The sequence below is a fragment of the Rhizobium grahamii CCGE 502 genome (assembly GCF_000298315.2).
Lineage (GTDB): Bacteria > Pseudomonadota > Alphaproteobacteria > Rhizobiales > Rhizobiaceae > Rhizobium > Rhizobium grahamii.
Genome location: NZ_AEYE02000010.1, coordinates 93045 through 117585 on the forward strand (window position 1 = coordinate 93045; position 24541 = coordinate 117585).

28 protein-coding genes are annotated in these 24541 nt (G+C 60.9%); 16 read left to right on the top strand and 12 right to left on the bottom strand.

Annotated features, from left to right (window positions below; all coding sequences use genetic code 11):
- Window positions 1–26: 26 nt before the first annotated feature.
- The 3 genes from RGCCGE502_RS07960 to topA are packed head-to-tail and all read right to left on the bottom strand — an operon-like array spanning window position 27 to window position 5538.
- Window positions 27–482, bottom strand: coding sequence for a DUF983 domain-containing protein (locus RGCCGE502_RS07960; protein WP_016553638.1), 456 nt, complete (start codon window positions 480–482; stop codon window positions 27–29).
- Window positions 483–514: 32 nt separating this feature from the next.
- Window positions 515–2887, bottom strand: coding sequence for a ribonuclease R (gene rnr / locus RGCCGE502_RS07965; protein WP_016553639.1), 2373 nt, complete (start codon window positions 2885–2887; stop codon window positions 515–517).
- Complete coding sequence (gene topA / locus RGCCGE502_RS07970; RefSeq protein ID WP_016553640.1) at window positions 2884–5538, bottom strand: type I DNA topoisomerase; 2655 nt, start codon at window positions 5536–5538, stop codon at window positions 2884–2886. The genes rnr and topA overlap by 4 nt, the downstream gene beginning before the upstream one ends.
- Window positions 5539–5796: 258 nt before the next feature.
- Between topA and RGCCGE502_RS07975 the strand changes: the two genes are divergently transcribed.
- Window positions 5797–5976 (top strand): hypothetical protein, encoded by a 180-nt coding sequence (locus tag RGCCGE502_RS07975; RefSeq protein WP_016553641.1) that lies wholly within the window; start codon window positions 5797–5799, stop codon window positions 5974–5976.
- Window positions 5977–5981: 5 nt separating this feature from the next.
- On the opposite strand, the gene dprA is transcribed toward RGCCGE502_RS07975, so the two are convergent.
- From dprA to RGCCGE502_RS07995, 4 genes are read right to left on the bottom strand one after another with little or no spacing between them, the layout of a single operon-like run.
- The gene (dprA, locus tag RGCCGE502_RS07980) at window positions 5982–7130 is read right to left on the bottom strand and encodes a DNA-processing protein DprA (RefSeq protein WP_016553642.1); all 1149 of its coding nucleotides are present in this window, start codon (window positions 7128–7130) and stop codon (window positions 5982–5984) included.
- Window position 7131: 1 nt separating this feature from the next.
- Complete coding sequence (gene plsY, locus RGCCGE502_RS07985; RefSeq protein ID WP_016553643.1) at window positions 7132–7752, bottom strand: glycerol-3-phosphate 1-O-acyltransferase PlsY; 621 nt, start codon at window positions 7750–7752, stop codon at window positions 7132–7134.
- An 18-nt stretch (window positions 7753–7770) separates the two neighbouring features.
- The gene (locus RGCCGE502_RS07990; protein ID WP_016553644.1) at window positions 7771–9060 is read right to left on the bottom strand and encodes a dihydroorotase; all 1290 of its coding nucleotides are present in this window, start codon (window positions 9058–9060) and stop codon (window positions 7771–7773) included.
- On the bottom strand, window positions 9057–10013 hold the full coding sequence (locus RGCCGE502_RS07995) for an aspartate carbamoyltransferase catalytic subunit (RefSeq protein WP_016553645.1): 957 nt from the start codon (window positions 10011–10013) through the stop codon (window positions 9057–9059). Before RGCCGE502_RS07995 ends, RGCCGE502_RS07990 begins: the two co-directional genes overlap by 4 nt.
- A 181-nt stretch (window positions 10014–10194) precedes the next feature.
- Here RGCCGE502_RS07995 and RGCCGE502_RS08000 point away from each other — a divergent pair, with 181 nt between their 5' ends.
- The 5 genes from RGCCGE502_RS08000 (at window position 10195) to RGCCGE502_RS08020 (ending at window position 13899) form a co-directional block, all read left to right on the top strand.
- The gene (locus RGCCGE502_RS08000) at window positions 10195–11844 is read left to right on the top strand and encodes an acyl-CoA dehydrogenase family protein (protein ID WP_016553646.1); all 1650 of its coding nucleotides are present in this window, start codon (window positions 10195–10197) and stop codon (window positions 11842–11844) included.
- Window positions 11844–12461 carry a GNAT family N-acetyltransferase gene (locus RGCCGE502_RS08005; RefSeq protein ID WP_016553647.1) on the top strand — a complete coding sequence of 206 codons (618 nt, stop codon included), beginning with the start codon at window positions 11844–11846 and terminating at the stop codon, window positions 12459–12461. Before RGCCGE502_RS08000 ends, RGCCGE502_RS08005 begins: the two co-directional genes overlap by 1 nt.
- Before the next feature lie 149 nt (window positions 12462–12610).
- On the top strand, window positions 12611–13273 hold the full coding sequence (locus RGCCGE502_RS08010; RefSeq protein ID WP_040674200.1) for a TetR/AcrR family transcriptional regulator: 663 nt from the start codon (window positions 12611–12613) through the stop codon (window positions 13271–13273).
- A 123-nt stretch (window positions 13274–13396) separates the two neighbouring features.
- Window positions 13397–13570, top strand: coding sequence for a hypothetical protein (locus RGCCGE502_RS37175; RefSeq protein ID WP_016553649.1), 174 nt, complete (start codon window positions 13397–13399; stop codon window positions 13568–13570).
- A complete protein-coding gene (locus RGCCGE502_RS08020) occupies window positions 13567–13899 on the top strand; it encodes a DUF6105 family protein (RefSeq protein WP_016553650.1) in 333 nt (110 codons plus the stop codon). The genes RGCCGE502_RS37175 and RGCCGE502_RS08020 overlap by 4 nt, the downstream gene beginning before the upstream one ends.
- On the opposite strand, the gene ruvX is transcribed toward RGCCGE502_RS08020, so the two are convergent.
- Window positions 13836–14330, bottom strand: coding sequence for a Holliday junction resolvase RuvX (ruvX, locus tag RGCCGE502_RS08025; RefSeq protein ID WP_016553651.1), 495 nt, complete (start codon window positions 14328–14330; stop codon window positions 13836–13838). The genes RGCCGE502_RS08020 and ruvX overlap by 64 nt on opposite strands.
- A gap of 118 nt (window positions 14331–14448) precedes the next feature.
- Here ruvX and RGCCGE502_RS08030 point away from each other — a divergent pair, with 118 nt between their 5' ends.
- The 4 genes from RGCCGE502_RS08030 to RGCCGE502_RS08045 all read left to right on the top strand — a co-directional run bounded on the left by RGCCGE502_RS08030 (window position 14449) and on the right by RGCCGE502_RS08045 (window position 17512).
- Entirely contained in the window at window positions 14449–15153 is a 705-nt protein-coding gene (locus tag RGCCGE502_RS08030; RefSeq protein WP_016553652.1) for a metal-dependent hydrolase, read from the top strand.
- Window positions 15154–15277: 124 nt separating this feature from the next.
- Window positions 15278–15565, top strand: coding sequence for an Asp-tRNA(Asn)/Glu-tRNA(Gln) amidotransferase subunit GatC (gatC, locus tag RGCCGE502_RS08035; RefSeq protein ID WP_016553653.1), 288 nt, complete (start codon window positions 15278–15280; stop codon window positions 15563–15565).
- A 54-nt stretch (window positions 15566–15619) separates the two neighbouring features.
- Complete coding sequence (gene gatA, locus RGCCGE502_RS08040) at window positions 15620–17101, top strand: Asp-tRNA(Asn)/Glu-tRNA(Gln) amidotransferase subunit GatA (RefSeq protein ID WP_016553654.1); 1482 nt, start codon at window positions 15620–15622, stop codon at window positions 17099–17101.
- Window positions 17102–17236: 135 nt separating this feature from the next.
- Window positions 17237–17512, top strand: coding sequence for a hypothetical protein (locus RGCCGE502_RS08045; RefSeq protein ID WP_016553655.1), 276 nt, complete (start codon window positions 17237–17239; stop codon window positions 17510–17512).
- Between the two features lie 37 nt (window positions 17513–17549).
- Here the strand turns inward: RGCCGE502_RS08045 and RGCCGE502_RS08050 are convergent, their stop codons facing one another.
- Window positions 17550–17807, bottom strand: coding sequence for a YjhX family toxin (locus RGCCGE502_RS08050; RefSeq protein WP_016553656.1), 258 nt, complete (start codon window positions 17805–17807; stop codon window positions 17550–17552).
- Between the two features lie 290 nt (window positions 17808–18097).
- Between RGCCGE502_RS08050 and RGCCGE502_RS08055 the strand changes: the two genes are divergently transcribed.
- Window positions 18098–18604, top strand: coding sequence for a GNAT family N-acetyltransferase (locus RGCCGE502_RS08055; protein WP_040674202.1), 507 nt, complete (start codon window positions 18098–18100; stop codon window positions 18602–18604).
- Here the strand turns inward: RGCCGE502_RS08055 and RGCCGE502_RS08060 are convergent.
- Window positions 18596–18910 carry a DUF1294 domain-containing protein gene (locus RGCCGE502_RS08060; protein ID WP_016553658.1) on the bottom strand — a complete coding sequence of 105 codons (315 nt, stop codon included), beginning with the start codon at window positions 18908–18910 and terminating at the stop codon, window positions 18596–18598. The two genes, RGCCGE502_RS08055 and RGCCGE502_RS08060, sit on opposite strands and share 9 nt — an antisense overlap.
- A gap of 139 nt (window positions 18911–19049) precedes the next feature.
- On the opposite strand from RGCCGE502_RS08060, the gene gatB reads away from it, so the two are divergent.
- From gatB to RGCCGE502_RS08085, 5 genes are all read left to right on the top strand, one after another.
- Window positions 19050–20552 carry an Asp-tRNA(Asn)/Glu-tRNA(Gln) amidotransferase subunit GatB gene (gene gatB, locus RGCCGE502_RS08065; RefSeq protein ID WP_016553659.1) on the top strand — a complete coding sequence of 501 codons (1503 nt, stop codon included), beginning with the start codon at window positions 19050–19052 and terminating at the stop codon, window positions 20550–20552.
- 4 nt (window positions 20553–20556) lie between these two features.
- On the top strand, window positions 20557–21060 hold the full coding sequence (locus tag RGCCGE502_RS08070; RefSeq protein WP_016553660.1) for a GNAT family N-acetyltransferase: 504 nt from the start codon (window positions 20557–20559) through the stop codon (window positions 21058–21060).
- A gap of 6 nt (window positions 21061–21066) precedes the next feature.
- Window positions 21067–21528 carry a GNAT family N-acetyltransferase gene (locus RGCCGE502_RS08075; RefSeq protein ID WP_016553661.1) on the top strand — a complete coding sequence of 154 codons (462 nt, stop codon included), beginning with the start codon at window positions 21067–21069 and terminating at the stop codon, window positions 21526–21528.
- Window positions 21529–21632: 104 nt separating this feature from the next.
- Window positions 21633–22031, top strand: coding sequence for an NADH:ubiquinone oxidoreductase subunit NDUFA12 (locus RGCCGE502_RS08080; RefSeq protein ID WP_016553662.1), 399 nt, complete (start codon window positions 21633–21635; stop codon window positions 22029–22031).
- Window positions 22032–22135: 104 nt separating this feature from the next.
- Window positions 22136–22567 carry a DUF2155 domain-containing protein gene (locus RGCCGE502_RS08085; RefSeq protein WP_016553663.1) on the top strand — a complete coding sequence of 144 codons (432 nt, stop codon included), beginning with the start codon at window positions 22136–22138 and terminating at the stop codon, window positions 22565–22567.
- 3 nt (window positions 22568–22570) lie between these two features.
- Here RGCCGE502_RS08085 and aat read toward each other — a convergent pair whose 3' ends face one another.
- Both aat and accC read right to left on the bottom strand, forming a co-directional pair.
- Complete coding sequence (gene aat / locus RGCCGE502_RS08090; RefSeq protein ID WP_016553664.1) at window positions 22571–23185, bottom strand: leucyl/phenylalanyl-tRNA--protein transferase; 615 nt, start codon at window positions 23183–23185, stop codon at window positions 22571–22573.
- A gap of 6 nt (window positions 23186–23191) precedes the next feature.
- Window positions 23192–24538 carry an acetyl-CoA carboxylase biotin carboxylase subunit gene (accC, locus tag RGCCGE502_RS08095; RefSeq protein WP_016553665.1) on the bottom strand — a complete coding sequence of 449 codons (1347 nt, stop codon included), beginning with the start codon at window positions 24536–24538 and terminating at the stop codon, window positions 23192–23194.
- Between the last annotated feature and the right edge of the window lie 3 nt (window positions 24539–24541).

The following is a 24541-nucleotide window of genomic DNA, read 5'->3' on the forward strand; positions in this document are numbered from 1 at the left end:
AAGGTGAAGACCAGGCAGGCAGGCGCTTAGCGCCTGCGGCCGGGAATCTCATATTCGTCGGTATCGCTGCTCTGTCCGCCGAAGCCATGCATGCGCAGCGCCCACTGCAGACCGATGACACCGCCCTTGATCGGCTGGATGATCAGCAGCGTGGCAATCAGGGTAATGGGCGTCCAGATCGCGAAGGTAAGCCAGAGCGGCATAGGCCAAACAAGATCGGTCGCCATGTAGCCGCCGATGATGAGGTGTCCGATGATGACGATCGTGAGGTAAGGCGGCAGATCGTCCGCGCGATGGTGATGCATTGCCTCCCCACAGACGGCGCAGTTGTCCACGGGCTTCAAGAAGCTCTTGAACAGTTTGCCGGTGCCGCAGTTGGGGCAGGTGTTCAGCATGCCGCGCTTGATAGAACGGCCGAGCGGACGTTCCACCTCCTCGCTTGCTCCGTAACGGATCGCCTGGTCGGTCGAGGTGGTGGTCATCGCACGTTTCCTTTCGCGGCGTCCCTACACGCCTATCGCCGCCCTCTCGGCGGCCTTGTTCCGGCCTGTTTGCGCGCGCGGCTTGCGTCGCGCCGGCCAGCCTTATGGAACGACCGTACAGCAGTGGGCATCTTTCGCCCCTCGCTGATCATCTCGAAACGAAGCGCGCCGGCAAGCGGAATGGCTTCCGCAAGTCTCACCGTAACGCTGTCCCCCAGGCGATATCCGAGGCCGGTTTTCTCGCCAGACAGCGCCTGATGCGCCTCATCATAGATGAAGTAGTCCGTTCCGAGCGTAGATATAGGAATGAAGCCGTCCGCTCCATAGTCCGGCAGGGCGACAAATAGTCCCGATTTCGTCACGCCTCCTACGCGCCCTTCGAATTCCTCGCCGACACGGCCGGCAAGGTGGTGCGCAATCAGGCGATCCACCGTCTCGCGCTCGGCCGCCATGGCGCGGCGCTCGAAGGTCGAGATCTCGGCAGCAATGTCGTCGAGTGCGGCTTCTTCGTCTGGCGCAATACCGCCTTCACCGAAGCCGAGAGAACCGACCAGTGCACGATGCACGATCAGATCAGCATAACGGCGGATCGGTGAGGTGAAGTGCGCGTACTTCATCAGGTTCAGGCCGAAGTGCCCGATATTCTCAGGGCTGTAGATAGCCTGGCTCTGGGAGCGCAACACCATCTCGTTGACCATGGTCTGGTGCGGCGTGTCGTCCGCCTTGGCGAGGATCATGTTGAAATTGTTGGCGCGCATGTTGCCGCCCTTGGGAAGCGATATCCCAAGCGTCGCCAGGAATTCGCGCAACACTTCCTGCTTGGCGAGCGTCGGACCGTCATGGATGCGGTAAATCAGCACCTGCCGCTTCTTCTCCAGCGTTTCGGCTGCCGAGACGTTGGCCTGGATCATCATTTCCTCGATCAGCTTGTGCGCGTCGAGGCGCGGCGGCACGAAGACGCGGTCCACGGTGCCGTCAGGCTTCAGCAGGATCTTGCGTTCCGGCATGTCGAGCTCGAGCGGCTGCCGACGTTCGCGGCCGCGCGTCATGATCCGGTAGGCATTCCAGAGCGGCTTCAGGATCGGTTCGAGAAGCGGTCCCGTCTTATCGTCAGGCGTGCCGTCGATCGCCGCCTGCGCCTGCTGGTAGGAGAGCTTAGCGGCGCTCTTCATCATGACGCGATGGAAGGTATGGCCGATCTTTCGGCCTTCCTTCGAAAACATCATGCGAACGGCAAGCGCCGGCCGATCCTGACCCTCTCTCAACGAGCAGAGATCGTTCGAGATGCGCTCCGGCAGCATCGGGACGACCCGGTCGGGGAAATAAACCGAGTTGCCGCGCTTCAGGGCTTCGCGGTCGAGCGGGGAGTTCGGGCGGACGTAATAGGAGACGTCGGCAATGGCGACGGTAACGATGACCCCATCGAGATTGTCGGGAGACGGATCCGCCTCGGCATAGACGGCGTCGTCATGATCCTTCGCATCAGCCGGATCGATGGTGATCAGCGGAACATCACGCCAGTCCTCGCGATGCGACATCGTCGCGGGCTTGGCATCGTCGGCTTCCGCGACAACGGCAGGCGGGAATGTATAAGGGATGCCATGGGCATGGATGGCGATCATCGAGATCGCCTTCTCGGATGCGACGGAGCCGATGATCGAGAGCACCTTGGCACGCGGCAGGCCGAAGCGACCTAGGCGGGCGACTTCGACTTCAACAAGATCGCCGTCCTTGGCCTCGCCCTTGTACTCGGGGTCGATCACCATTTCCTCACCACGCCGCTCGATCGGCAGCAGACGACCGGCACCGCCCGGTGCATCCTTGAAGACGCCGAGCAGTGCGCCGCGGCGCTTGTCCAAAATCTTGATGATGCGAGCGGTGTAGGCCGGGCCGCCGCGATCGGAGGCCGGAAAGATCTTCGCCAGAATACGGTCGCCCATGCCGGCAACGGGAGCCTTGCCCTTGCCGTTGCGACCTGCTGCTGACGTTGACTGGCGGATGGCGACGGCGGGCGCAACGCCCATCTCCTCCGGCCATTCCGCGGGCCGGCCGATCAGTTCGCCATCCTTGTCGCGTGTCGTGATGTCGAGCACTGTGACCGGCGGCAGTGCGCCGGGCCGGATCAGCGACTTTCGCGTCTTCTGGAGCATGCCTTCCTGCTCCAGTTCGCGCAGGAGGTGCTTCAGTTCGACGCGGCTGTCGCCTTTCAGTCCGAAGGCCTTCGCGAGCTCACGCTTCGACGCCTTTTGCGGATGGTCGGCGATAAAGCGCAGAATCACTTCGCGGGAGGGTAGCGCCCCATGAGCGATATTCAGCGGTTCGGCTGCGGGTTGCTGGCTGGCGCGTCCGATCTTGCCGGGACGTTTGCCCATGCCCTTCGTTCTTTCCCGCGGGATTTTGCTCACTCTTCGCTCTTCTTCGTCTTTGCCGGCGTCTTGGCTTTGGTCGTCTTCGGCTTGGCGGCGGTCTTCGTCTTGGTTTCAGCCGAGGCGGCTTTCGCCTTCGGCTTTGCCTTGCTCTTCGATGCCGGTGCCTTGCCTGCCTTGGCGGCGATCAGCGCCAGCGCTTCTTCGACGGTCAGGGCCTGCGGGTCGGTGCCCTTCGGCAGGGTCGCATTGACCTTGCCCCAGTTCACATAGGGACCATACTTGCCGTCGCGAACGGTGATCGCGCCGCCATCAGGATGGTCGCCCAGTTCCTTGAGCGCTGTAGCCGCAGTCCGGCCGCGTCCGGCAGGTCCCTTGCTCGCCTTGTCGGCAATCACGGTCACGGCGCGGTTGAGGCCGATCGAGAAGACGTCTTCGACGCTTTCGAGGTTGGCGTAGCCGCCGTCGTGCAGCAGGAAGGGTCCGTAGCGACCGATGCCGGAAGAAATCATCTTGCCGGTTTCCGGATGCTTGCCGATATCGCGTGGCAGCGAAATCAGCGCCATCGCCTTCTCATAGTCGATATCCTCTGGCTTCCAGCCCTTCGGCAGCGAGGAACGCTTTGCTTCCTTGCCGTCACCGCGCTGGATGTAGGGGCCGAAGCGCCCAGAACGCAGGGTCAGCTCTTCGCCGGTCACAGGATCGGTGCCGAGGTTCTTTGGCTCGTTCAGCGCAACGCCTTCGGCTTCCGAACCGCCTTCGGACGAAAGCTGGCGGGTATAGTTGCATTCCGGGTAGTTCGAGCAGCCGACGAAGGCGCCGTATTTCCCGAGCTTCAGCGACAGATTGCCGGTGCCGCACACCTGGCAGATACGAGGGTCGCCTCCATCTTCCCGCTTCGGGAAGACCAGTGGTGCCAGTGCCTCGTTGAGTGAATCGAGCACGTTGGTGACGCGAAGTTCCTTCGTATCCTCGATCTGGGAGAAGAAGTCCTTCCAGAAATCGCGCAGAACTTGCTTCCAGTTCAGCTCCCCGGCCGAGATCCGGTCTAGCTTCTCTTCAAGATCAGCAGTGAAATCGTATTCGACGTATTTGGTGAAGAAGCTTTCGAGGAAGGCGGTCACCAGCCGGCCCTTGGCCTGGGGGATGAGTTTGCGCTTGTCGATGGTGACGTATTCGCGATCCCTCAGCGTCGCCAGAGTCGCGGCGTAGGTCGACGGACGCCCGATGCCGAGCTCTTCCATCTTTTTGATCAGCGTTGCTTCGGAGTAGCGCGGCGGCGGCTCGGTGAAATGTTGGCTCGAATTGACCTTCTGCTTCGCGAGGTTCTCGCGTGCATTGATCTCGGGCAGGCGGCCATCCTCGTCGCCATCGTCACTCTGTTCGCCGTCTTCCTTCTGGTCTGTATAGGCGGCGATGAAACCATCGAAGCGAATGACCGAGCCGACAGCACGCAGGCCAGCCTTCTGGCCGTTATTGTCGGCGGTGATTTCAGCCGTGGTCCGCTCGATTTCGGCCGAGGCCATCTGGCTCGCGATGCCGCGCTTCCAGACGAGGTCGTAAAGCCTCAACTGGTCGGCATCGAGGAACTGCCGCACGCGGTCGGGCGAGCGATTGAAATCGGTCGGGCGGATCGCCTCGTGTGCTTCCTGGGCGTTCTTGGCCTTGGTGGAATAAAAGCGAGCCTTCTCCGGCAGATAGCGTTGGCCGAATTGATCGACGATTGCGCTCCGCGCCGCATCGATGGCTTCGGGCGCCATCTGAACGCCGTCCGTACGCATGTACGTGATCAGACCGACCGTCTCGCCCCCGATGTCGACACCCTCGTAGAGCTTCTGGGCAACCTGCATGGTTCGCGACGCGGAAAAGCCGAGCTTCGAGGACGCCGCCTGCTGCAATGTGGAGGTTGTGAAGGGTGGTCCCGGGTTGCGCTTGACGGGCTTCGCCTCGACCGTATCGACGACGTAGGATGCACCTTCCAGGAGCGCCTTCAGCTTGCCGGCTTCCTCGCCGTTAGCGATCGAGCGAGCCTGCAACCGCTTGCCATTCGCTGCAACCAGTTTTGCTTCGAACTCGTCGCCTCGTGGCGTCTTCAGGAGAGCCGAAAGGTTCCAGTACTCCTCGGAGATGAAGCGCTCGATTTCGGACTCGCGATCGCAGACCAGACGCAGCGCCACCGACTGAACGCGGCCGGCCGAACGTGCGCCCGGAAGCTTGCGCCAGAGAACTGGCGACAGGTTGAAGCCGACGAGATAGTCGAGGGCACGGCGAGCGAGGTACGCATCGACGAGTGGCACGTCGATGTCACGTGGCTCGGCCATGGCATCGAGGACAGCCTTCTTCGTGATCGCATTGAAAACGACCCGCTTCACGGTCTTGCCGTTCAGGACGCGCTTCTTGTTCAGCATGTCGAGGACGTGCCAGGAAATCGCTTCACCCTCGCGATCCGGGTCGGTTGCGAGGAACAGGCTGTCGGACGACTTCACCGCGTCGGCGATGTCCTTCAGTCGCTTGGCCGATGCACCATCGACCTCCCACAGCATCTCGAAATCCTGGTCGGGAAGGACCGAGCCGTCCTTGGCAGGCAGATCGCGGACATGGCCGAAGGAGGCGAGCACCTTGTATCCGGAGCCCAGATACTTGTTGATCGTCTTTGCCTTGGCAGGCGATTCTACCACTACAACATTCATCATGATTCTCTAAAAAAACGTGCCAAGCCGGCGGATAAGCAGATGGAATCCCTGCGATGCCCAGATAACCGGCTCTCCGACATGGACAGGGAATTCGTTTCGGTCAAGTGGTCTGACTGCATTTTTACGCATTACAACGCGATACAACCAATGCGAGATCACAAACGCATTGCAATTTCTGATAATTGAGGTATCGTTTTTGGAGTGTGGTTCGAGCTAGCCGAAAGGCGGCGCTTCTCCTTCCTCAGAGAATATCCCATGGCGGCCAAGTTCGCAAAGAAAGATACCGGACGATCCGGCTCGCATGAGAACATCGCCTTCATCAGGCAGATGCTTGCTGAGTTGCGGCGGGTGGCGGAAAAGGAGAACGCCGATATGCTCTGCTATCTGATCGAGATGGCCTATGTGGAGGCTGGCGATCTTCAGGCCCGGATGTAGGGATCTCAGTCGCCCATCGCAAGAGAGACGAAACCGCCGGGATGGCGATGAAGCCGTCCGGCGATATCAAGCTCCAGCAGGACAAGATAGACCGAAGCCGCCGGCAAACCGGTATGGCGGATGACGTCGTCGATCTCGACGGGCGTCGGGCCGAGTGCATCGACGATAAGCGAGCGATCGGAATCATCAGGCGGGAGCATGGAGCGGCCGCCGTCGCGTTCCGGCTCCTCGGCAACCGGCGGGGCGTAGCGTTCGATCTGTGAGAGTGGTGCCAGAGCTTCGGTGACGTCATCCGGTGTCGTGACAATCATCGCACCGTCTTTCAGCAATCCATTGGTGCCATGACAGCGGGGATCGAGCGGTGAACCCGGCACCGCGAAAACCAGCCTGCCGAACTCGCTGGCCAGTCTTGCCGTGATGAGCGAGCCCGAGCGCATCGCCGCTTCGACGACAACGACGCCGAGCGAAACACCGGCGATAAGCCGATTCCTACGTGGAAAATCGCGTGCCCGCGGCTCCCAGCCGAACGGCATTTCGCTGATCGCAAGCCCGCTACCGTTCCATATGTCGTCAAGCAGACCGGCATTCTCCGGCGGGTAGGGCTGATCCAATCCTCCCGCCATTGCGGCCACGGTTCCCGTGTCGAGGCTTGCTCGATGCGCTGCCGTGTCGATACCGCGGGCTAGACCGGAGACGACGACATAACCTGCCTGACCGCATTGGCGTGCAATTGTTGCGGCGAACTTGGCGCCGCTGATCGAGGCGTTGCGGGAGCCGACGATGCCGACGGCCGGCTTTGAGGAGACGGCGAGATTGCCTTTGACGGCGAGCAACGGCGGAGCACCATCGACTTGCTTCAATGCCTGCGGGTATTCCGGCTCGCCGATACCGACGAATCGGGCGCCGAAGCGCCGCGCGGCCTCCAGCTCCTTATGAGCTTCGCTCTCCGTCGCGATCCGGATGGAGCGCGTGGCGCCGCCGCGGGCGGAGAGCTCGGGCAGGGCGGCCAGCGCCGTCTCTGCGGATCCGAAATGATTGATGAGGTCACGAAAGGTCGCCGGCCCGACATTGTCCGAGCGAATGAGACGCAGCCACGCGATGCGTTGGCGTTCCGTCAGCGCAATTCCCTTTGGCCTTGCGCTGCGAGCGTCCATCCTATCCCTTCGCGCCGATCTTGGTTTCCGTCCCGCTCATCAGGCGAGAGATATTGGCCTTGTGCTTCCAGTAGGAGATGACGGTCATGATGGCCATGACAGCTGCAACCTTCTCGGCGCCCAGTATCCACAATGCAACCGGAATGACAAGCATTGCAACCAGTGCAGAAAGCGACGAGTACCGGGTCGTGAAGGCGACTGCCAGCCAGACCACCGCGAAGACCAGGACCATGATCGGCGCAACGCCGAGCAGCGTGCCGATATAGGTGGCGACGCCCTTGCCACCCTTGAAGCCGATCCAGACCGGGAATAGGTGTCCGATGAAGGCGAAGAAGCCCGCAATCAAGGCCGCTTCGTTGCCCAGGAAGTAGCCGACGATCCAGGCGGCGGCCGATGCCTTCAGCGCATCGAGGAGGAGAGTCGCGGCTGCAAGCTTCTTGTTGCCGGTTCTGAGCACGTTGGTCGCGCCGATGTTGCCGGATCCTATGCTGCGCACGTCGCCAAGTCCTGCTGCCTTTGTCAGGATCAGGCCGAAAGGGATGGAGCCGAGCAGGTAGCCGATGGCGGCCGCCGCAAGCGCGATCGGCAGCGTGATCTGCCAGGTCATGAGATCCGAGACCATGTTCCCTCCGGTGGTCTTTTATATTGTATGCACGCAGCGTCCGGCGACGTAGGTCGCAACGGCGCGTCCGCTGAAGCGCGCGTCTTCGAACGGCGTATTCTTCGAGCGGGAAAGAAGCATGTCCTTCGAGACAAGCCAAGGGTCATCGAGATCGATCAGCGCGATATCCGCCTTCGCGCCCGGCTTCAGCGTGCCGGCCTCGAGGCCGAAGATCTGCGCCGGCCGCGTCGACATGGCATCGATCAGCCGCATCAGGCTGACCTGGCCGCTGTGATGCAGGCGCAGCGCCGCTGCGAGCATCGTTTCAAGACCCACCGCGCCATCGGCCGCTTCACCGAAGGGCAGGCGTTTCGTGTCGACGTCCTGCGGATCGTGCGACGAGACGATGATATCGATCGCACCGCGCGCCAGTGCGTCCACCATCGCCACCCGATCGTCTTCGGAGCGCAGCGGCGGATACAGCTTGAAGAAGGTGCGGTATTCGCCGATATCGTTCTCGTTCAGCGAGAGATTGTTGATCGAGACGCCGCAGGTAACGTGCGCACCGCGGCTGCTGGCAAGCTCGATCGCTTCGACCGATTCCGGAACGGAGATCATCGCGGCGTGGTAGTTGCCGCGCGTCAGCTTGGCGATGCGCAGGTCGCGTTCGAGCGGGATGAGCTCAGCTTCCTTCGGAATGCCGCCGAGACCGAGCCAGCTGGCAAACAGTCCCTCATGCATGACGCCCGTGGCGCCGAGATACTTGTCGCGGGTCTCGCAGGAGATAACTGCGCCGAACTCGCGCGCATAGGTCATGACGCGACGCAGCACCTGCGTGTCATGGACGCTCGCACGACCGTCGGTAAACGCGACGGCGCCGGCTTCCATCAGCAAGCCGATCTCGGTCATTTCTTCGCCGGCAAGGTGTTTGGTAATCGCCGCCGCCGGATAGACGTTGACCAGGGCATTGTCCTTCGCCGTCTTCTTGACGAACTCGACAAGCGCGATGTCGTCGATGACGGGATCGGTATCCGGCATCATGATGATCGACGTAACGCCGCCGGCCGCTGCCGCACGGCTCGCCGAAGCGATCGTTTCGCGATGCTCGGCACCCGGTTCGCCGATGTGAACACGCGCATCCACCAGGCCTGGCGTGGCAACGAGGCCGGTGCAATCGCGTACCTCGGCGCCAGTGGGCGTTCCCTGGTTCTGCGCATCGGCGCCGGCCGCAACGATCACGCCATCCTTGACGATAATGCTGCCAACTTCATCGAGATTGCGCGAAGGGTCGACGATGCGAACGTTCTTGAGGACGATCGAGTTCTTCATGCGCCGGCTCCTTCGGTGCGGGGGCCCTGGTTCTGCGAGACCAGCAACGTCTCCATGACGGCCATGCGCACGGCGACCCCCATTTCCACCTGTTCCGCAATCACGCTCTGCGGCCCGTCCGCAACCTCGGAGGAGATCTCGACGCCGCGGTTCATCGGGCCGGGATGCATGACAAGCGCATCTTCCTTCGCGGCCTTCAGTGTCTCCGCGTCGAGCCCGTAGAAGTGGAAGTATTCGCGCACCGACGGCACGAAGGCTCCGGACATGCGCTCGCGCTGCAGGCGCAGCATCATCACGACATCGGCGTCCTTCAGCCCTTCCTTCATGGAATGGAAGACCTCAACGCCCATGTCGGCGATACCTGACGGCAGCAGGGTTGCTGGCGCTACGACGCGCACACGTGCGCCCATGGCGTTCAGCAACAGGATGTTCGACCGCGCCACGCGCGAATGCAGGACGTCACCGCAGATCGCCACGATGATCCGCGACAACTTGCCCTTGGCGCGGCGGATCGTCAGGGCGTCAAGGAGGGCCTGCGTCGGATGCTCGTGCTGGCCGTCGCCGGCGTTGACCACCGAGCAGGAGACCTTCTGCGCGAGCAGGGCGGCGGCTCCGGCGCTGGAATGGCGGATGACAAGCACGTCGGGCCGCATTGCATTCAGCGTCATTGCCGTATCGATCAACGTCTCGCCCTTTTTCACCGACGAATTGCCGACCGACATATTCATGACATCGGCGCCGAGACGTTTGCCGGCGAGCTCGAAGGAGGCCTGCGTGCGCGTCGATGCCTCGAAAAAGAGATTGATCTGTGTCAGGCCGCGAAGGGTCGACGTTTTCTTCTCTCTCTGCCGGCTGATCTTGACGGCCTCGTCGGCCTTGTCGAGGAGAAAGGTGATATCCTGCTCTGTGAGCCCTTTGATACCGATGAGGTGGCGGTGGGGAAAGAAGACCATGAACCTGCCTCTTGCTGTCGTCTGCGGGGTCTATAAAGAGTGCGCCGGGCGGCGGCAAGCTTGTGTTGTGGGCAAAGGCCCGTCTCCCCCTGCAATTTTGCCCGAATTCAACTATTGCAGAGGACAGGGAAATTGTAACTTCCGGTTTCCCTTTGCCTGCCTCTTGCACTAGAAGCGATTCATGACTCCCGCCGAAGAGAAACTTGCCGAACTCAACCAGCCGAGCCTGTGGTCCGGCATCAATGCCTACAGGTCCGATCCGCTGATCGTCGACCTCACCGGCACGCTGCCGCGCGGGATCCGCGACGACCTCGATAACATGGGCCGATACGTGACCTCGCCGGAGGCGCAGGAACTGGCGCGGATGGCGAATCAGGGCACACCGCAACTGCGCACGCATGGTCCGCGCGGAGAGCGGCTGGATGTCGTCGAGTTCCATCCGGCCTGGCACGCGCTGATGCGCCGTTCGATGTCGTCGGGGCTGCATTCGTCTGTCTGGGATCCGCAGGCTGACACCGAGGCGAAAAACCAGGCGCATAAGGTCAGGGCAGCGCGCTTCTATCTGACGGCGCAACTCGAATCCGGTCATCTCTGCCCGCTGACGATGACGAGTGCTTCTGTCGCGGCGCTGTCGGCTTCGCCGGCCGTGCAGAAGGACTGGGCGCCGAAGATCCTGTCGCGCAAATACGACTCCACCAACAAGCCTGCCATGCAGAAGTCGGCCGTGACGATCGGCATGGGCATGACCGAGAAGCAGGGTGGCACCGACGTCCGCGCCAACACGACGGCGGCGGAGAAGGTCAGCGAAGGCATCTACCGCCTGTCCGGCCACAAGTGGTTCATGTCGGCGCCGATGAGCGATGCCTTCGTGATGCTGGCGCAGACGAAGGATGGAATGGGCTGCTTCCTCGTTCCTCGACTGCTGGAGGACGGCTCGGCGAATGGCCTGCACTTCCAACGTCTGAAGGACAAGGTCGGGAATCGTTCCAATGCCTCGTCGGAAGTCGAATTCAACGATACCTTCGGCTTCCTGCTCGGCACGCCGGATGGCGGTATCCGCACTATTCTCGACATGGTGACATTGACGCGGCTCGACTGCGCATTGGCCTCCTCGGGCATCATGCGCGCTTCGCTGGCTGAAGGCGTGCATCATACCCGCGGCCGCAGCGTTTTCGGCAAGATGCTGGTCAGCCAGCCGATCATGACACGCGTCCTAGCAGATATGGCGCTCGATGTGGCGGCCGCGACGGCATTGTCCTTCCGGCTCGCCGATGCCTTCGACCGGGCACGCGGCAGTGCCGAAGAGGCAGCCTATGCCCGTGTCATGACGCCGGTTGCCAAATACTGGTGCTGCAAGATCGCGCCGTCGCTGATTTACGAGGCGATGGAGTGCATCGGAGGCAGCGGCTACATCGAGGAGCGTCCGATCGCCCGCCACTATCGCGAGGCACCCGTCAACGCGATCTGGGAAGGCTCTGGCAACGTCATGGCGCTCGACGTGCTGCGCATCCTGAACCGCGGCAAGGATCTCTTCGAGACGGTCTTTGCTGGGCTCGCACGCGACCTCGGGCCGGCCGGCAAGAAGACCATCGACGTGCTGCGCGCCGCCATGGCGCTTTGCGAGCGCGACGAGGGTGCTGCCCGCCTGCTGGTCGAACAGCTGGCGCTCGCCGCCGGTGCCGCCGAACTTTATCGCCTGGGGGCAGGACGGATCGCCGATGCCTTTATCGAAACCCGCCTCGCAGGCGGCTGGCGCTCGACCTACGGCATGCTGGATTCACGCTTCGACGCCAGCTACATCGTTGATCTCCTCTATCCGCCGGCAAGCTGATGACCGTACTACGTCCCGTCCGCGCCGACGATCTTGAACAGTTCTATCGAATCTCGCTGGTGACAGGCGATGCCGGCAGCGATGCGACCGGGCTGCATCGCGACGGCAAGCTGATCGGGCACATCTACTCCGCACCTTATGTGATGCTGAGCCCTGAAACGGCCTTCGTGGCGGAAGATGCCGAAGGTGTCGCTGGCTACATCGTCGGCGTGTTCGATACGGTCGCCTTCGACGAGCAGCTTGAGCGCGACTGGTGGCCGGCACTTCGCGACGCCTACACCGATCCGCAGGGCGATCCCGAGAACTGGGATGCGGACCAGAAGCGCATTGCCGCGATCCACCATCCGTCTTCGGCGCCTGCTGCGCTCGTCGAAGTCTTTCCCGCCCATATCCATATGAACCTGCTGCCGCGTCTGCAGGGGCAGGGCATGGGTACCAGGCTTCTCGACCGATGGCTGACGAATGCAAGAGATGCCGGTGTTGAAGCCGTCCACCTCGGCGCCAATGCCAACAATTATGGCGCTCTGCGTTTTTGGGGCTCCCGCGGTTTCAGCCGAATTGGTCCGCCGTTGGTCGACGCTTCCGACCGAACGGTCTGGTTTGGACAGAGGCTATAAGGACAGGCAGCGGAATGTCGCCATATGGTGACGTCTTGAAATCATTGCCGTCTTTCGTGAACTGTCCACAATCTTTCCAAGACATGTCCGTTGCCGCTGATCTGTGGCGTTGCTACTCACCGCAAAGTGACAACTGGACCGAATCCCTCATGCTGAACGACCCTATGGTGCTTGCGCCCGTTGCCGACGCAATCCGCGTAGAACCGGAAAAGCGTATCCGCGATCGAAGCGCCACCGAGAAGGCAATTCTAAATGCAGCCAAGTCGTTGCTGGCGGAAGAGGGGTTCCAGAATTTCGGCATCAACGCGGTTGCCCGCCGCGCCGGTTGCGACAAGCAGCTGATCTACCGCTATTACGGCGGCTTGAACGGACTCGTGGAAGCGATCGGCGCCGATCTCGGCAATTGGGTCAAGGACCGCATTCCCGAGGATACCGGCGGCATGTTCCTCCTCACCTACGGCGATCTGATGGAGCGGCTATCGCTGCTTTTCCTCGAGGCGCTACGGGATGATCCGCTTGTCCGCCGGATCGTCGCCTGGGAGGTCTCCGAAAACACTGAGCAGGTCAGGCGGCTTTCGGAGGCGCGGTCGAAGGCCCTGGCAAACTGGCTCGATCGCATGCGGGGATCGCTGACGCCGCCAAAGGGCGTCGACGTTGTGGCCGTCAATGCGCTTCTGATCGCGGCCATCCAGCATCTCGTTCTTTCCGCATCCGCCGGCGGCCAGTGCGCCGGGCTGGCTCTGAAAACATCGAAGGATTGGGAGAAGGCTGCAACGGCTCTGAAACGCATCGTTCGCGGCGTTTACGGCTGAGGCGGAGCGCAGTCTTTCCACAGGTGTCCCTGCGCGCGTTAACCTTAACAAATGGTTTACGTTGCGCGCTCCCGGTTAAGAAGTCAGTTTGCAGGCAGTCCAAAATATTGGGTGTCTGGGACCATGGGAACCAAAATCGCGAGAGCCGCGTTTCTTGTTGCCGCGATGATGTTTTTCGCTGTGCTTGCGCTGGATATCGCTGTGCCGGCGCTGGTTCTGGGTTCGATGGCGTTGTCGATATGGGCGGTTTCTTCCGAGGGACTATCCGTTCGACGAGAACGAGAGACGACCGCATGAAGTGGTTCCTGATCTTCTGGGCCGGTCCCATTGTCTTCCTGGCGGGATGGTACTGGCTTTCCTACTACGACATGAACTTCGGCATCTTCATGCTGAGCCGGCAGGTGCATGACTTGACCTTCGAGATTTATGGCAAGGTGCTCGGCATTCCGCCGGAAACCATTCCGCCGCTGGTCGCCCGCGCGATCGTCGTCGATAGCCTTGTGGTCTTCGCGATTATTGGGTTCCGCCGACGTAAGGCGATCGCCGCCTGGTGGCGGGCGCGTCACGCGTCGAAATCGTCCGACGCCGCTCTCGCAAGCAAGGAAAGCCTGTCCAGCGCGCCCTGAAGGATAAAGCTTGCCGCGGCCGAGTCGATTCGCTCGGCGCGCTGTCTGCGTGATACGTCCATTTCGAGCAGAGCCCGTTCCGCAGCGACCGTCGACAGCCGCTCGTCCCAGTAGACGAACGGCAGATCCGTCTTCTGCTCCATGTTGCGCACGAAGGCGCGCGTAGCCTGTACCCGCGGTCCAGCCGATCCGTCCATGTTGACAGGCAGGCCAATCACAAAGGCAGCGACCTTCTCCTTGGCTGCAAACTCCAGCAATATTGTCGCATCGATCGTGAATTTCTCACGCTTGATGACTGGTCGGGGTGTGGAAAAGCGCCGACCGAGATCGGACATCGAAAGCCCGATCGTTTTCGTGCCGAGATCGAGACCGGCAATCGCCTGCCCCGGCTGCAACACAGTTGCGAGTTCCTCGATCGTCAGCACCGTCATCGTCGTTTCATCCCGTCAAAAGAAATTGAAGCGGTGACGCTTTTCTTTGCGACCGCATCCGATATGTCCATAGCCAGCAACGCTGGCTTTTGCATCCGATAATCGAAGGAGACATTTTATGAAGATCACTTGGCTCGGTCACTCCGCTTTCCGCATCGAGATCGGGAAGGCGAAAATCCTGCTGGATCCGTTCCTCACGCATAATTCCTCCTTCGCCGGACAGAACGCGAAGGATGTCGCAAGCGGCGTCACCCACATCCTGTTGACACATGGTCACGGCGATCATGTCGGCGACACCATCGCGCTCGCCAAGGAGACCGGCGCGGTCGTTCTCGCCAACGCCGACCTTGCCTCGTGGCTCGGTTCGAAGGGCTTGACGAAGCTGGAAATGGGCAACACCGGCGGCACGGTTTCGTTCGACGGTTTCTCGGCAACCTTCACCAACGCGCTGCATTCCTCCGCACAGATCACCGAGGACGGCGTCTCGCATGCACTCGGCAATGCCAACGGCCTGATGCTGCATTTCGACGAGGAAGCTTCCATCCTCGCGATGGGCGATACCGACATCTTCTCGGACATGGCCCTGATCAATGAACTGCATCAGCCGGATATCGGGTTCGTGCCCGTCGGGGACCGCTTCACGATGGGCGGCGCGGTGGCAGCCCTTGCCTGCCAGCGCTACTTCAACTTCAAGACAGCCATACCTTGCCACTACGGCACCTTCCCGATCATCGATCAGACGCCGGAGAAGTTTGTCTCGGGTATGGATGGATCGAAGACCGCCGTGAAGACGCCGAAGCCGGGCGAGCGCCTTTCCGTCTAGGTTCCGTCTGCAAAACCGCTCCGATTTCGGCAAGGGAATTCTACGCAATCCAAAGGACATGCCCGTTGCGCACAGCGGGCGTGGCCTTTATAGCGAGTAGGAAAAATCCTATCCGGAGAATACCATGTCCGTCGACTTTGCCACCGTTAAGCGCGTAGCGCGCCTTGCCCGTATTGCCGTCACCGAAGAAGAGGCAAATCGCATGGTGGGTGAGCTGAATGGTATCCTCGGCTTCGTCGAGCAACTCTCCGAAGTCGACGTCGAAGGCGTCGAGGCAATGACATCGGTCACGCCGATGGAGATGAAGAAGCGCACCGATGACGTGACCGACGGCAACAAGGCTGCCGACATCGTCTCGAACGCGCCTGTCACCGATCAGAATTTCTTCCTGGTACCCAAAGTCGTCGAATAAGGTCATCGCCGTTTTCCGACCTCCGTTGCCATTCCAGATTTGAAGCGAATTACCATGAGCGAACTCACCAGCCTGACCATTGCCGAAGCCCGCACGAAGCTGCGCGCCAAGGAAATCAAAGCGACCGAACTGACCGAAGCCTATATTTCGGCGATCGAAGCGGCCAACGACAAGCTCAACGCCTACATCAAGGTCACGCCCGAGAAGGCGCTGCAGATGGCGGAAGCTTCCGACGCGCGTCTCGCCGGCGGCAAGGGCGGTGAGCTTGAAGGTATTCCGCTCGGCATCAAGGACCTGTTTGCCACCGAAGGCATTCACACGCAGGCCTGCAGCCACATCCTCGATGGTTTCAAGCCGCACTACGAGTCGACAGTCACGCAGAACCTCTGGGACGACGGCGCCGTCATGCTCGGCAAGCTCAACATGGACGAGTTTGCGATGGGCTCTTCCAACGAGACCTCCTACTACGGCGCGGTGATCAACCCCTGGCGTTCGGGCGGCTCCAACCAACAGCTCGTACCGGGCGGTTCCTCCGGGGGCTCGGCGGCTGCCGTTGCAGCCCACCTCTGCGCCGGCGCCACGGCAACGGATACCGGCGGCTCGATCCGTCAGCCTGCAGCCTTCACCGGCACTGTCGGGATCAAGCCCACTTACGGCCGCTGCTCGCGCTGGGGCACGGTAGCCTTCGCATCTTCCCTCGATCAGGCCGGCCCGATTGCCCGCGATGTGCGCGATGCCGCGATCCTGCTGAAGTCGATGGCCTCCGTCGATCCAAAGGACACGACCTCCGTCGATCTGCCGGTTCCGGATTATGAGGCGGCACTCGGTCAGTCGCTGAAGGGCATGAAGATCGGTATCCCGAATGAATACCGCGTCGATGGCATGCCTGAGGAGATCGAAACGCTCTGGCAGCAGGGCATTGCCTGGCTGAAGGACGCCGGCGCCGAGATCGTCAACATCTCGCTGCCGCACACGAAGTACGCCCTGCCGGCCTACTACATCGTCGCTCCGGCCGAGGCCTCGTCGAACCTCGCCCGCTATGACGGCGTCCGCTACGGCCTGCGCGTCGATGGCAAGGACATCGTCGACATGTACGAAAGGACGCGTGCCGCCGGCTTCGGCAAGGAAGTCAAGCGCCGCATCATGATCGGCACCTACGTGCTTTCCGCCGGCTACTACGACGCCTATTACATCAAGGCCCAGAAGGTCCGCACGCTGATCAAGCGCGACTTCGAACTGGCGTTCAACGCCGGCGTCGATGCGATCCTGACGCCCGCGACCCCGTCGTCGGCTTTCGGCGTTGCCGACGAGAACCTCGCGTCTGATCCAGTTAAGATGTATCTGAACGACATCTTCACGGTGACGGTCAACATGGCCGGGCTGCCGGGCATTGCCGTTCCTGCCGGTCTGGATCACGGTGGGCTGCCGCTCGGTCTGCAGCTGATCGGCAAGCCGTTTGACGAAGAGACGCTGTTCAAGACGGCACATGTGATCGAACAGGCTGCGGGCAAGTTCACCGCCGCCAAGTGGTGGTGACGAGCCGCATCGGCGCCGGCCGCCGACGAGGCGGTCGTTTCTTGTTGAGCGCCTAAGGTCGGCTCGCTCAGGCGCGGGCTGGGTCGCAGACTTTTTGCGTTTGTCCATTGTTGGTCACGCCCAGGAGGATGGCTCATGTCGGCGTCAGATATCACGCAGATGATCGAAGCAGTCGATCGGCTCGCCGCGGCAGGTTTCGCCATGGGTCCCGAATGGCAAGCCGTGCATGAAATCTGCCAGGGCCATGAGGGCGAGGCGCCTTTCGACTGGGGGCATGCCATCTGCCATCGCATCGAAGGTGATGACTGGAATGCCGACTACTGGTACCGCCGGGCCGGTAAGCGCCGCGGGAGCGGGACGGTTGCTGAAGAATGGCCGGTGATGAAGGCCGAGCTTTTAAAATACCTTTGAAGGAAGCCGCGCGCCATGCGACGCGCGGCTCGGACGGCTATCTGTTGTCCTGTTCAGCTCTTACGAGAACCAGTCCCCGTTCGGAAATCCGATAGGGCTTGCCACCTGAGGATTTGATCGCCCGCTTCTGCTTCAGTTTACGAAACAGTTCGAGGCCGAAGCCGGGATAGACCCAGCCGTCCCGGGTGAAGCATTTTACTGCCTCGATTTTCCGGTTGTCGTTGCGTTCGATTTCAATGCGGCCGCCCTGGGCCAATAGGTGCAGGATGCGCTGTTCCGTGCGTGAAATATCCATGAAATGTTGATCCGGTCTTGCGCCACGAAGGCGCACAAAAACGATCTGGCGTCCGCTTGGACGTCAGGGCTTCGTTTTTCGGGCCCATGCGCACAGGAAAACCTGCGGGCAGGGCCTTTACCGGGTCTGAGAAGACGAATTCAACATGCGGCCTTGATACTGGCTCGGTGACATCTCGTCAAGATTTGCAACCGACAGAGGATCTTTCCGCCATGCCTCGCGCTCGAAACCCGAGGCTTGGAGAACAGGGTGATTCGGTGCTTTACTTCGGTGGAAAGTCGGAGGTGCCGTTGATCCACATTCGCAATGCCCGGGAAGGCGAAGCGGAGCTTTTGAGCGAGATCGGAATAAGGGCCTGGCAGAAGGCGATGGCATCCATCGGCGAGGGAGATGCCATGGTCGACGCCGCGCGAAGCGCGTTCTTCAATTTCGTTGCGGGGAGTTGGATCACTGTCACCGTCATCGAATGGAACGGTCATGCGGCCGGATGGGCGGCGCGCGAGACGCTCGACGAGAAGATTTCGGACTTCTGGATCGATCCTCACTTCACCGGTCACGGTCTTGGAAGTGCACTCCTCCAGAATATCGAGAATGACATCGCCGCGCAGGGCTTCGACACAGCGCTGATGCAGACGCACTCGGGGAACTCCGAAGCGATCGGCTTCTTCCAGAAGCGCGGGTATGCAATTCATTGGCTATCTATTGCCTACAATCCCAAGCTCGATCGCGATGTCCCGTCGGTCGGATTGTCAAAGTCACTCGAATCCGTGGGCGATGGCACTTACGGCCTAGTCTAGGAGCGCGCCCTCCAGCGCGAGGTAGCCGAGAGCGCTTGATAGCAGAAGTGCTGCCATCATATGAAACACCACGATAGCCTTCAGGATCGACCGAAACGGCTCCTTCTGTGTCTTGTGCCGAAGGAGCCTTTGCGCGCAAACCGCCCCTAGGCTGCCGCCGACGAAAGCGAGTGTAAGCAAGGTCTTCTCGCTGATCCTCCGCCGATGATGGCGGGCAGCCTGCTTGTCGAGAAAATAGATCGAGAACACGAAGGCATTCAACGCCAGGAAGAGCCCGATGATCTTGAGAATATCAGCTGTCGTCATACCGAGCAGGTTAGTGGTATTGCGTTAACATGCGCCAAACCGGCCGGCTCGCTGCGACGCACAGCCGAAAGCCTTGCACCGGCAAGCCATTTCCGTTACCTCACCAGTTGAAAAGAACAGCCTCAAAAAGAGCATCCCAATGACCATTGTCGACGTTCGCACGCCTGATCCGAAACGCTTCATTCCTGGCGCCACTGGCGATTGGGAAGTCATCATCGGCATGGAAGTCCATGCACAGGTGCTGTCGAATTCGAAGCTGTTCTCGGGCGCTGCGACCGAATTCGGCAAGCCGCAGAATTCCAACGTTTCGCTCGTCGATGCCGCGATGCCCGGCATGCTGCCCGTCATCAACGAGGAATGCGTCGCCCAGGCGGTCCGCACCGGTCTTGGCCTGAAGGCGCAGATCAACAAGCGCTCGATCTTCGACCGCAAGAACTATTTCTATCCCGACCTGCCGCAGGGCTATCAGATCTCGCAGTTCAAGGATCCGATCGTCGGCGAGGGCAAGATCGTCATCTCGCTCGGTCCGGATCGTCAGGGTCAGTTCGAGGACATCGAGATCGGCATCGAGCGCCTGCATCTGGAACAGGACGCCGGCAAGTCGCTGCATGACCAGCATGCCACCATGTCGTATGTCGACCTGAACCGCTCGGGCGTTGCGCTGATGGAAATCGTCTCCAAGCCCGACATGCGCTCGTCCGACGAAGCCAAGGCCTACATGACAAAGCTGCGCTCGATCGTGCGCTACCTCGGCACCTGCGACGGCAACATGGACGAGGGCTCGATGCGCGCCGACGTCAACGTCTCGGTCCGTCGCCCAGGCGAAGGCTTCGGCACGCGTTGCGAGATCAAGAACGTCAACTCCATCCGGTTCATCGGTCAGGCGATCGAATACGAAGCCCGCCGCCAGATCGGCATTCTGGAAGATGGCGGCGCGATCGAGCAGGAGACCCGTCTCTTCGACCCAAACAAGGGCGAGACGCGGTCGATGCGCTCCAAGGAGGATGCGCATGACTACCGCTACTTCCCGGACCCGGATCTGCTGCCGCTCGAGTTCGACGATGCCTTCGTCAAGGCGCTGGAAGCCGATCTGCCGGAGCTCCCCGACGACAAGAAGGAACGCTTCGTGCGCGAACTCGGTCTGTCGATCTATGACGCTTCCGTTCTCGTCTCGGAAAAGGCGATTGCCGACTATTTCGAAGCCGTGGCCGAAGGCCGCGATGGCAAGGCGGCCGCCAACTGGGTCATCAACGACCTGCTCGGTGCCTTGAACCGCACCGGCAAGAGCATCGAGGAAACCTCCGTTTCGCCGGCTCAGCTTGGTGCGATCATTGACCTCATCAAGGCGGAGACTATTTCAGGAAAGATCGCGAAAGACCTGTTCGAAATCGTGCTGAACGAGGGCGGCGATCCGGCCGAGATCGTCGAAACCAGAGGCATGAAGCAGGTGACCGATACCGGCGCGATCGAGCGGGCCGTGGACGAGATCATCGCCGCCAACCCGGATCAGGTCGCAAAGGTCCAGGCCAAGCCGACGCTTGCCGGCTGGTTTGTCGGTCAGGTCATGAAGGCGACCGGCGGTAAGGCAAATCCGCAGGCCGTGCAGGCTCTCGTGAAAGCGAAGCTCGGCATCGAGGAGTAAGACCGTGTATTTCGTGCGCACCGCCAGCGAGGGTGATCTCAGCAAGATGCGCACCTTGTTGGACGAGGGGTTTCGCGCGACCTATGCTGGCCTCTATGGCGAAGCGAAGGTGAAGGATCTCGTTGGTCATCTGTTTTCGCCAGCTGCGCTGCAGGCGCGGCTGGCGAAAAAGAATGCTGAGTTCCTCGTTGCCGATAACGGCAAGGATATCGGCGGCATCGGTTATGCCGCCATGTCGGATGAAATGACGAAGACCGTCATGCTTCATCTGCTCTATGTCCGTCCGCCGCTGCATCGGCAGGGCATTGGGCGCGAGATCTTCGCCGAGTTGGAAACCTGTTTTCCCGATGCCGAGATCATGCGTCTCGAAATCGAACCGCAAAACGCGACGGCCATCGCCTTTTACCATGCCCATGGTTTCGAGGATGTCGGCCGCAATGAAAACGACGGGCCGGGGCAGTCCGGCATACCGACTTTGATCCTCGAAAAGCCCCTGGAACTGCGCTAACCAATCATGAGCCAAACAGTTATTCGCGAGGCGCGCAGCGCCGACGTTGCCGCGCTTGTCGCCATCTTTGCCGCCGACGATCTCGGCGGTCACGGTGACACGACTGCCCCTGAGATCTTTGGGGAATATCTGAAGGCTTTTGAACGCATCGCTTCATCGCGCGATCAAACGTTGTATGTGGCGGAGCTCGGGGGCCAGGTTGTCGGCACGTTCCAGGCGATGATCGTGACATCCCTGGTTGGTCGCGGTTCATCGTCGATGATCATCGAGGCGGTGCAGACGCGTGGCGACATGCGCGGGCAGGGTATTGGCGCCCGGATGATCGAGTTTGCCATCGCGGAGGCAAAACGTCGCGGCCTGCGCCTCGTTCAACTAACCTCGAACGCCAGTCGCAAGGACGCCCACCGCTTCTACGAGCGACTCGGCTTCAAGCAATCGCATTTTGGCTTCAAGATGGCCTTGAAATGAGCCTGTGTGGCTTTGGAATCACTGGACAATGCACCTCGCTGGCGGCATAAGCGAGGGATCAAATTCTGGTCCCGCTTGCCGTCCGACTAGCCCAAGGAAAAGACATGAAGAATCTCCTCGTGCAAATCTTCACCTGGTGGAACGGTCAGACGATCGGTACGCGTTTCGCGACCTGGCGTTTCGGCAAGCGCGTCGGTGAAGACGAATTGGGCAATGTTTACTACGAAGGCGGCATGTCGTCCTACGGCCTCCCGAAGCGTTGGGTCATTTATAAGGGCTATGCCGAAGCATCCGCCATTCCGCCCGGCTGGCATGGCTGGATGCATCACCGCACCAACGTTCCGCCGACCCAGGAAAACTATGTTGCCAAGGAATGGCAGAAGCCGCATCGCGCCAACCCGACGGGTTCGCCGCAGGCTTACCGACCGCCCGGCTCGCTGGTCGTTCCTGGTGAACGTCCGCGGGTAACTGGCGACTACGATGCCTGGACGCCTGGCAATTGAGCGCGCGGCGACAGCCCCGCTTTTAGCCACAATTGACCATTACCCGCAGAATGGCCGCAGCGATTGCGGCCTTCGATTTTAAGATGCTGTGGAGACGGGCAGACATGAAGCTTTTCACGCGGAACCAGCTCCTGCGTGCCGCCGGGCTTTCGCTGGCGCTTAGCTCGACGCTTCTCCCACAAGCCGCCTCCGCTGCCCGGATCGAGAATTCGGTTGCCGTGTTCTCTGGCCTCGACAAGATCACTGGCCGCATCACGACCTTCGACGTCTACGTCAACGAGACCGTGCAATTCGGCGCGCTCCAGGTGACGCCGAAGGCCTGCTATTCGCGCGATCAGGCCGAAGCGCAGAAGATCGACGGTTTCGTGGAAGTCGACGAGATCACGCTCGACCGCAAGATCCGCCGTATCTTCACCGGCTGGATGTTCGCCGACAGCCCGGGCCTTAACGCCGTCGAGCATCCGATCTACGACGTCTGGCTGAAGGACTGCAAGCAGAACTCGGACGTTCCGGCACCCGACAAAGCGGCCAACTAATTCTCAGAATTCAAGGTTCGGTGAAGCCATGGCTGCCGCCAGCATGTGAGTATACTCGTCCTTCGGAACGTCGATGGCTCCGAACGTCTTGAGGTGCTCGGTCGTAAACTGCGTGTCGAGCAGGGTAAAGCCCTTGGCCCGCAGGTTTTCCACGAGATGAACGAGGCAGATCTTCGAGGCGTTTGTCCGCCGGGAAAACATACTTTCACCGAAGAACGCCGAGCCCAGCGATACGCCGTACAGTCCGCCGACGAGTTCGTCCCCGTCCCACGCCTCTACCGAGTGTGCGTGGCCGATCCGATGCAGCGTGGAATAGAGCGTCTTGATGGTTTGATTGATCCAGGTGCTCGGCCTGTCCCCGGTCTCTGCCGCGCAGGCCGTGATGACCGCATCGAAATCGTGGTTGAAGCGGATGTCGAACGGCTTGCGCCGGATCGTCTTGGCGAGGCTTTTGGAAACGTGGAATTCGTCGAGCGGCAAGACGCCGCGAAGATCAGGCTCGACCCAGAATATCTCTGGGTCGTCAGCCGACTCGGCCATGGGAAATAGGCCGATGGAGTAGGCGCGCAGGAGGATTTCCGGTGTTATGCCTGGAGACTTCCTGCGCGATCCTGCCATTCTTTGTTACGCCGGTTTGTTGGCCAGATAGTTTTCCAGCCAGTGGATATCGTAGTCGCCGTTGGCGATATCCTGATTGTCCACCAGATCCTGGAACAACGGAAGCGTCGTCTTGATGCCATCAACGACAAACTCGTCGAGCGCGCGGCGCAGACGCATCATGCATTCAACGCGCGTGCGTCCGAACACGATGAGCTTGCCGATGAGGCTGTCGTAGTACGGCGGGATCTTGTAGCCCTGGTAGGCGCCGCTGTCGACGCGAACACCAAGACCACCCGGCGCATGAAAGTGCGTGATCGTGCCAGGAGAGGGCACGAAAGTACGCGCGTCCTCGGCGTTGATGCGGCACTCGATGGCATGGCCATGGAAGTTGATTTCTTCCTGCTTCACGGAAAGTCCGCCGCCGGAGGCGACGCGGATCTGCTCGTGAACGAGGTCGATGCCGGTGATCGCTTCGGTGATCGGATGCTCCACCTGCAGACGGGTGTTCATTTCGATGAAATAGAACTCGCCGTTCTCGTACAGGAACTCGATCGTCCCGGCGCCGCGATACTTCAGCTTCTTCATGGCGTCGGCACAAACCTGGCCGATCTTCATGCGCTGTTCGACATTGAGGGCAGGCGAATTTGCTTCTTCCCAGACCTTCTGGTGGCGGCGCTGCAGCGAGCAGTCGCGTTCACCGAGATGGATTGCGTTGCCCTCGCCATCGCCGAACACCTGGATTTCGATGTGGCGCGGCTTGCCGAGATACTTTTCCATGTAGACGGCGTCGTTGCCGAAAGCGGCAGCCGCTTCGGTGCGGGCCGTCGACCAGGCTTCGATCAGGTCGGCTTCGGACTTTGCGACCTTCATGCCGCGGCCGCCGCCGCCAGCGGTTGCCTTGATCAGAACCGGATAGCCGATTTCGGCTGCAGTCCGCAGTGCGTCTTCCTCGGTCTTGACCTCGCCGTCCGAGCCCGGGACAACAGGGATGCCGAGTTCCTGGGCCGTCGTCTTGGCGGTGATCTTGTCGCCCATAAGGCGGATATGTTCCGCCGTCGGACCGATGAAGGTGATGCCGTGCGCTTCCAGGATTTCCGCGAACTTTGCGTTCTCGGAAAGGAAGCCATAGCCTGGGTGAACCGCATCGGCGCCGGTGATTTCGCAGGCGGCGACGATCTGGTGGATGTTCAGATAGCTGTCGCGCGAAGGCGGAGGACCGATGCAGACGCTCTCGTCGGCCAGGCGCACATGCATGGCGTCGGCGTCTGCGGTCGAGTGAACCACGACGCAGGGAATGCCGAGCTCCTTGCAGGCACGCAGCACGCGAAGCGCGATTTCCCCGCGGTTGGCAATGAGGATTTTCGAGACCATGAC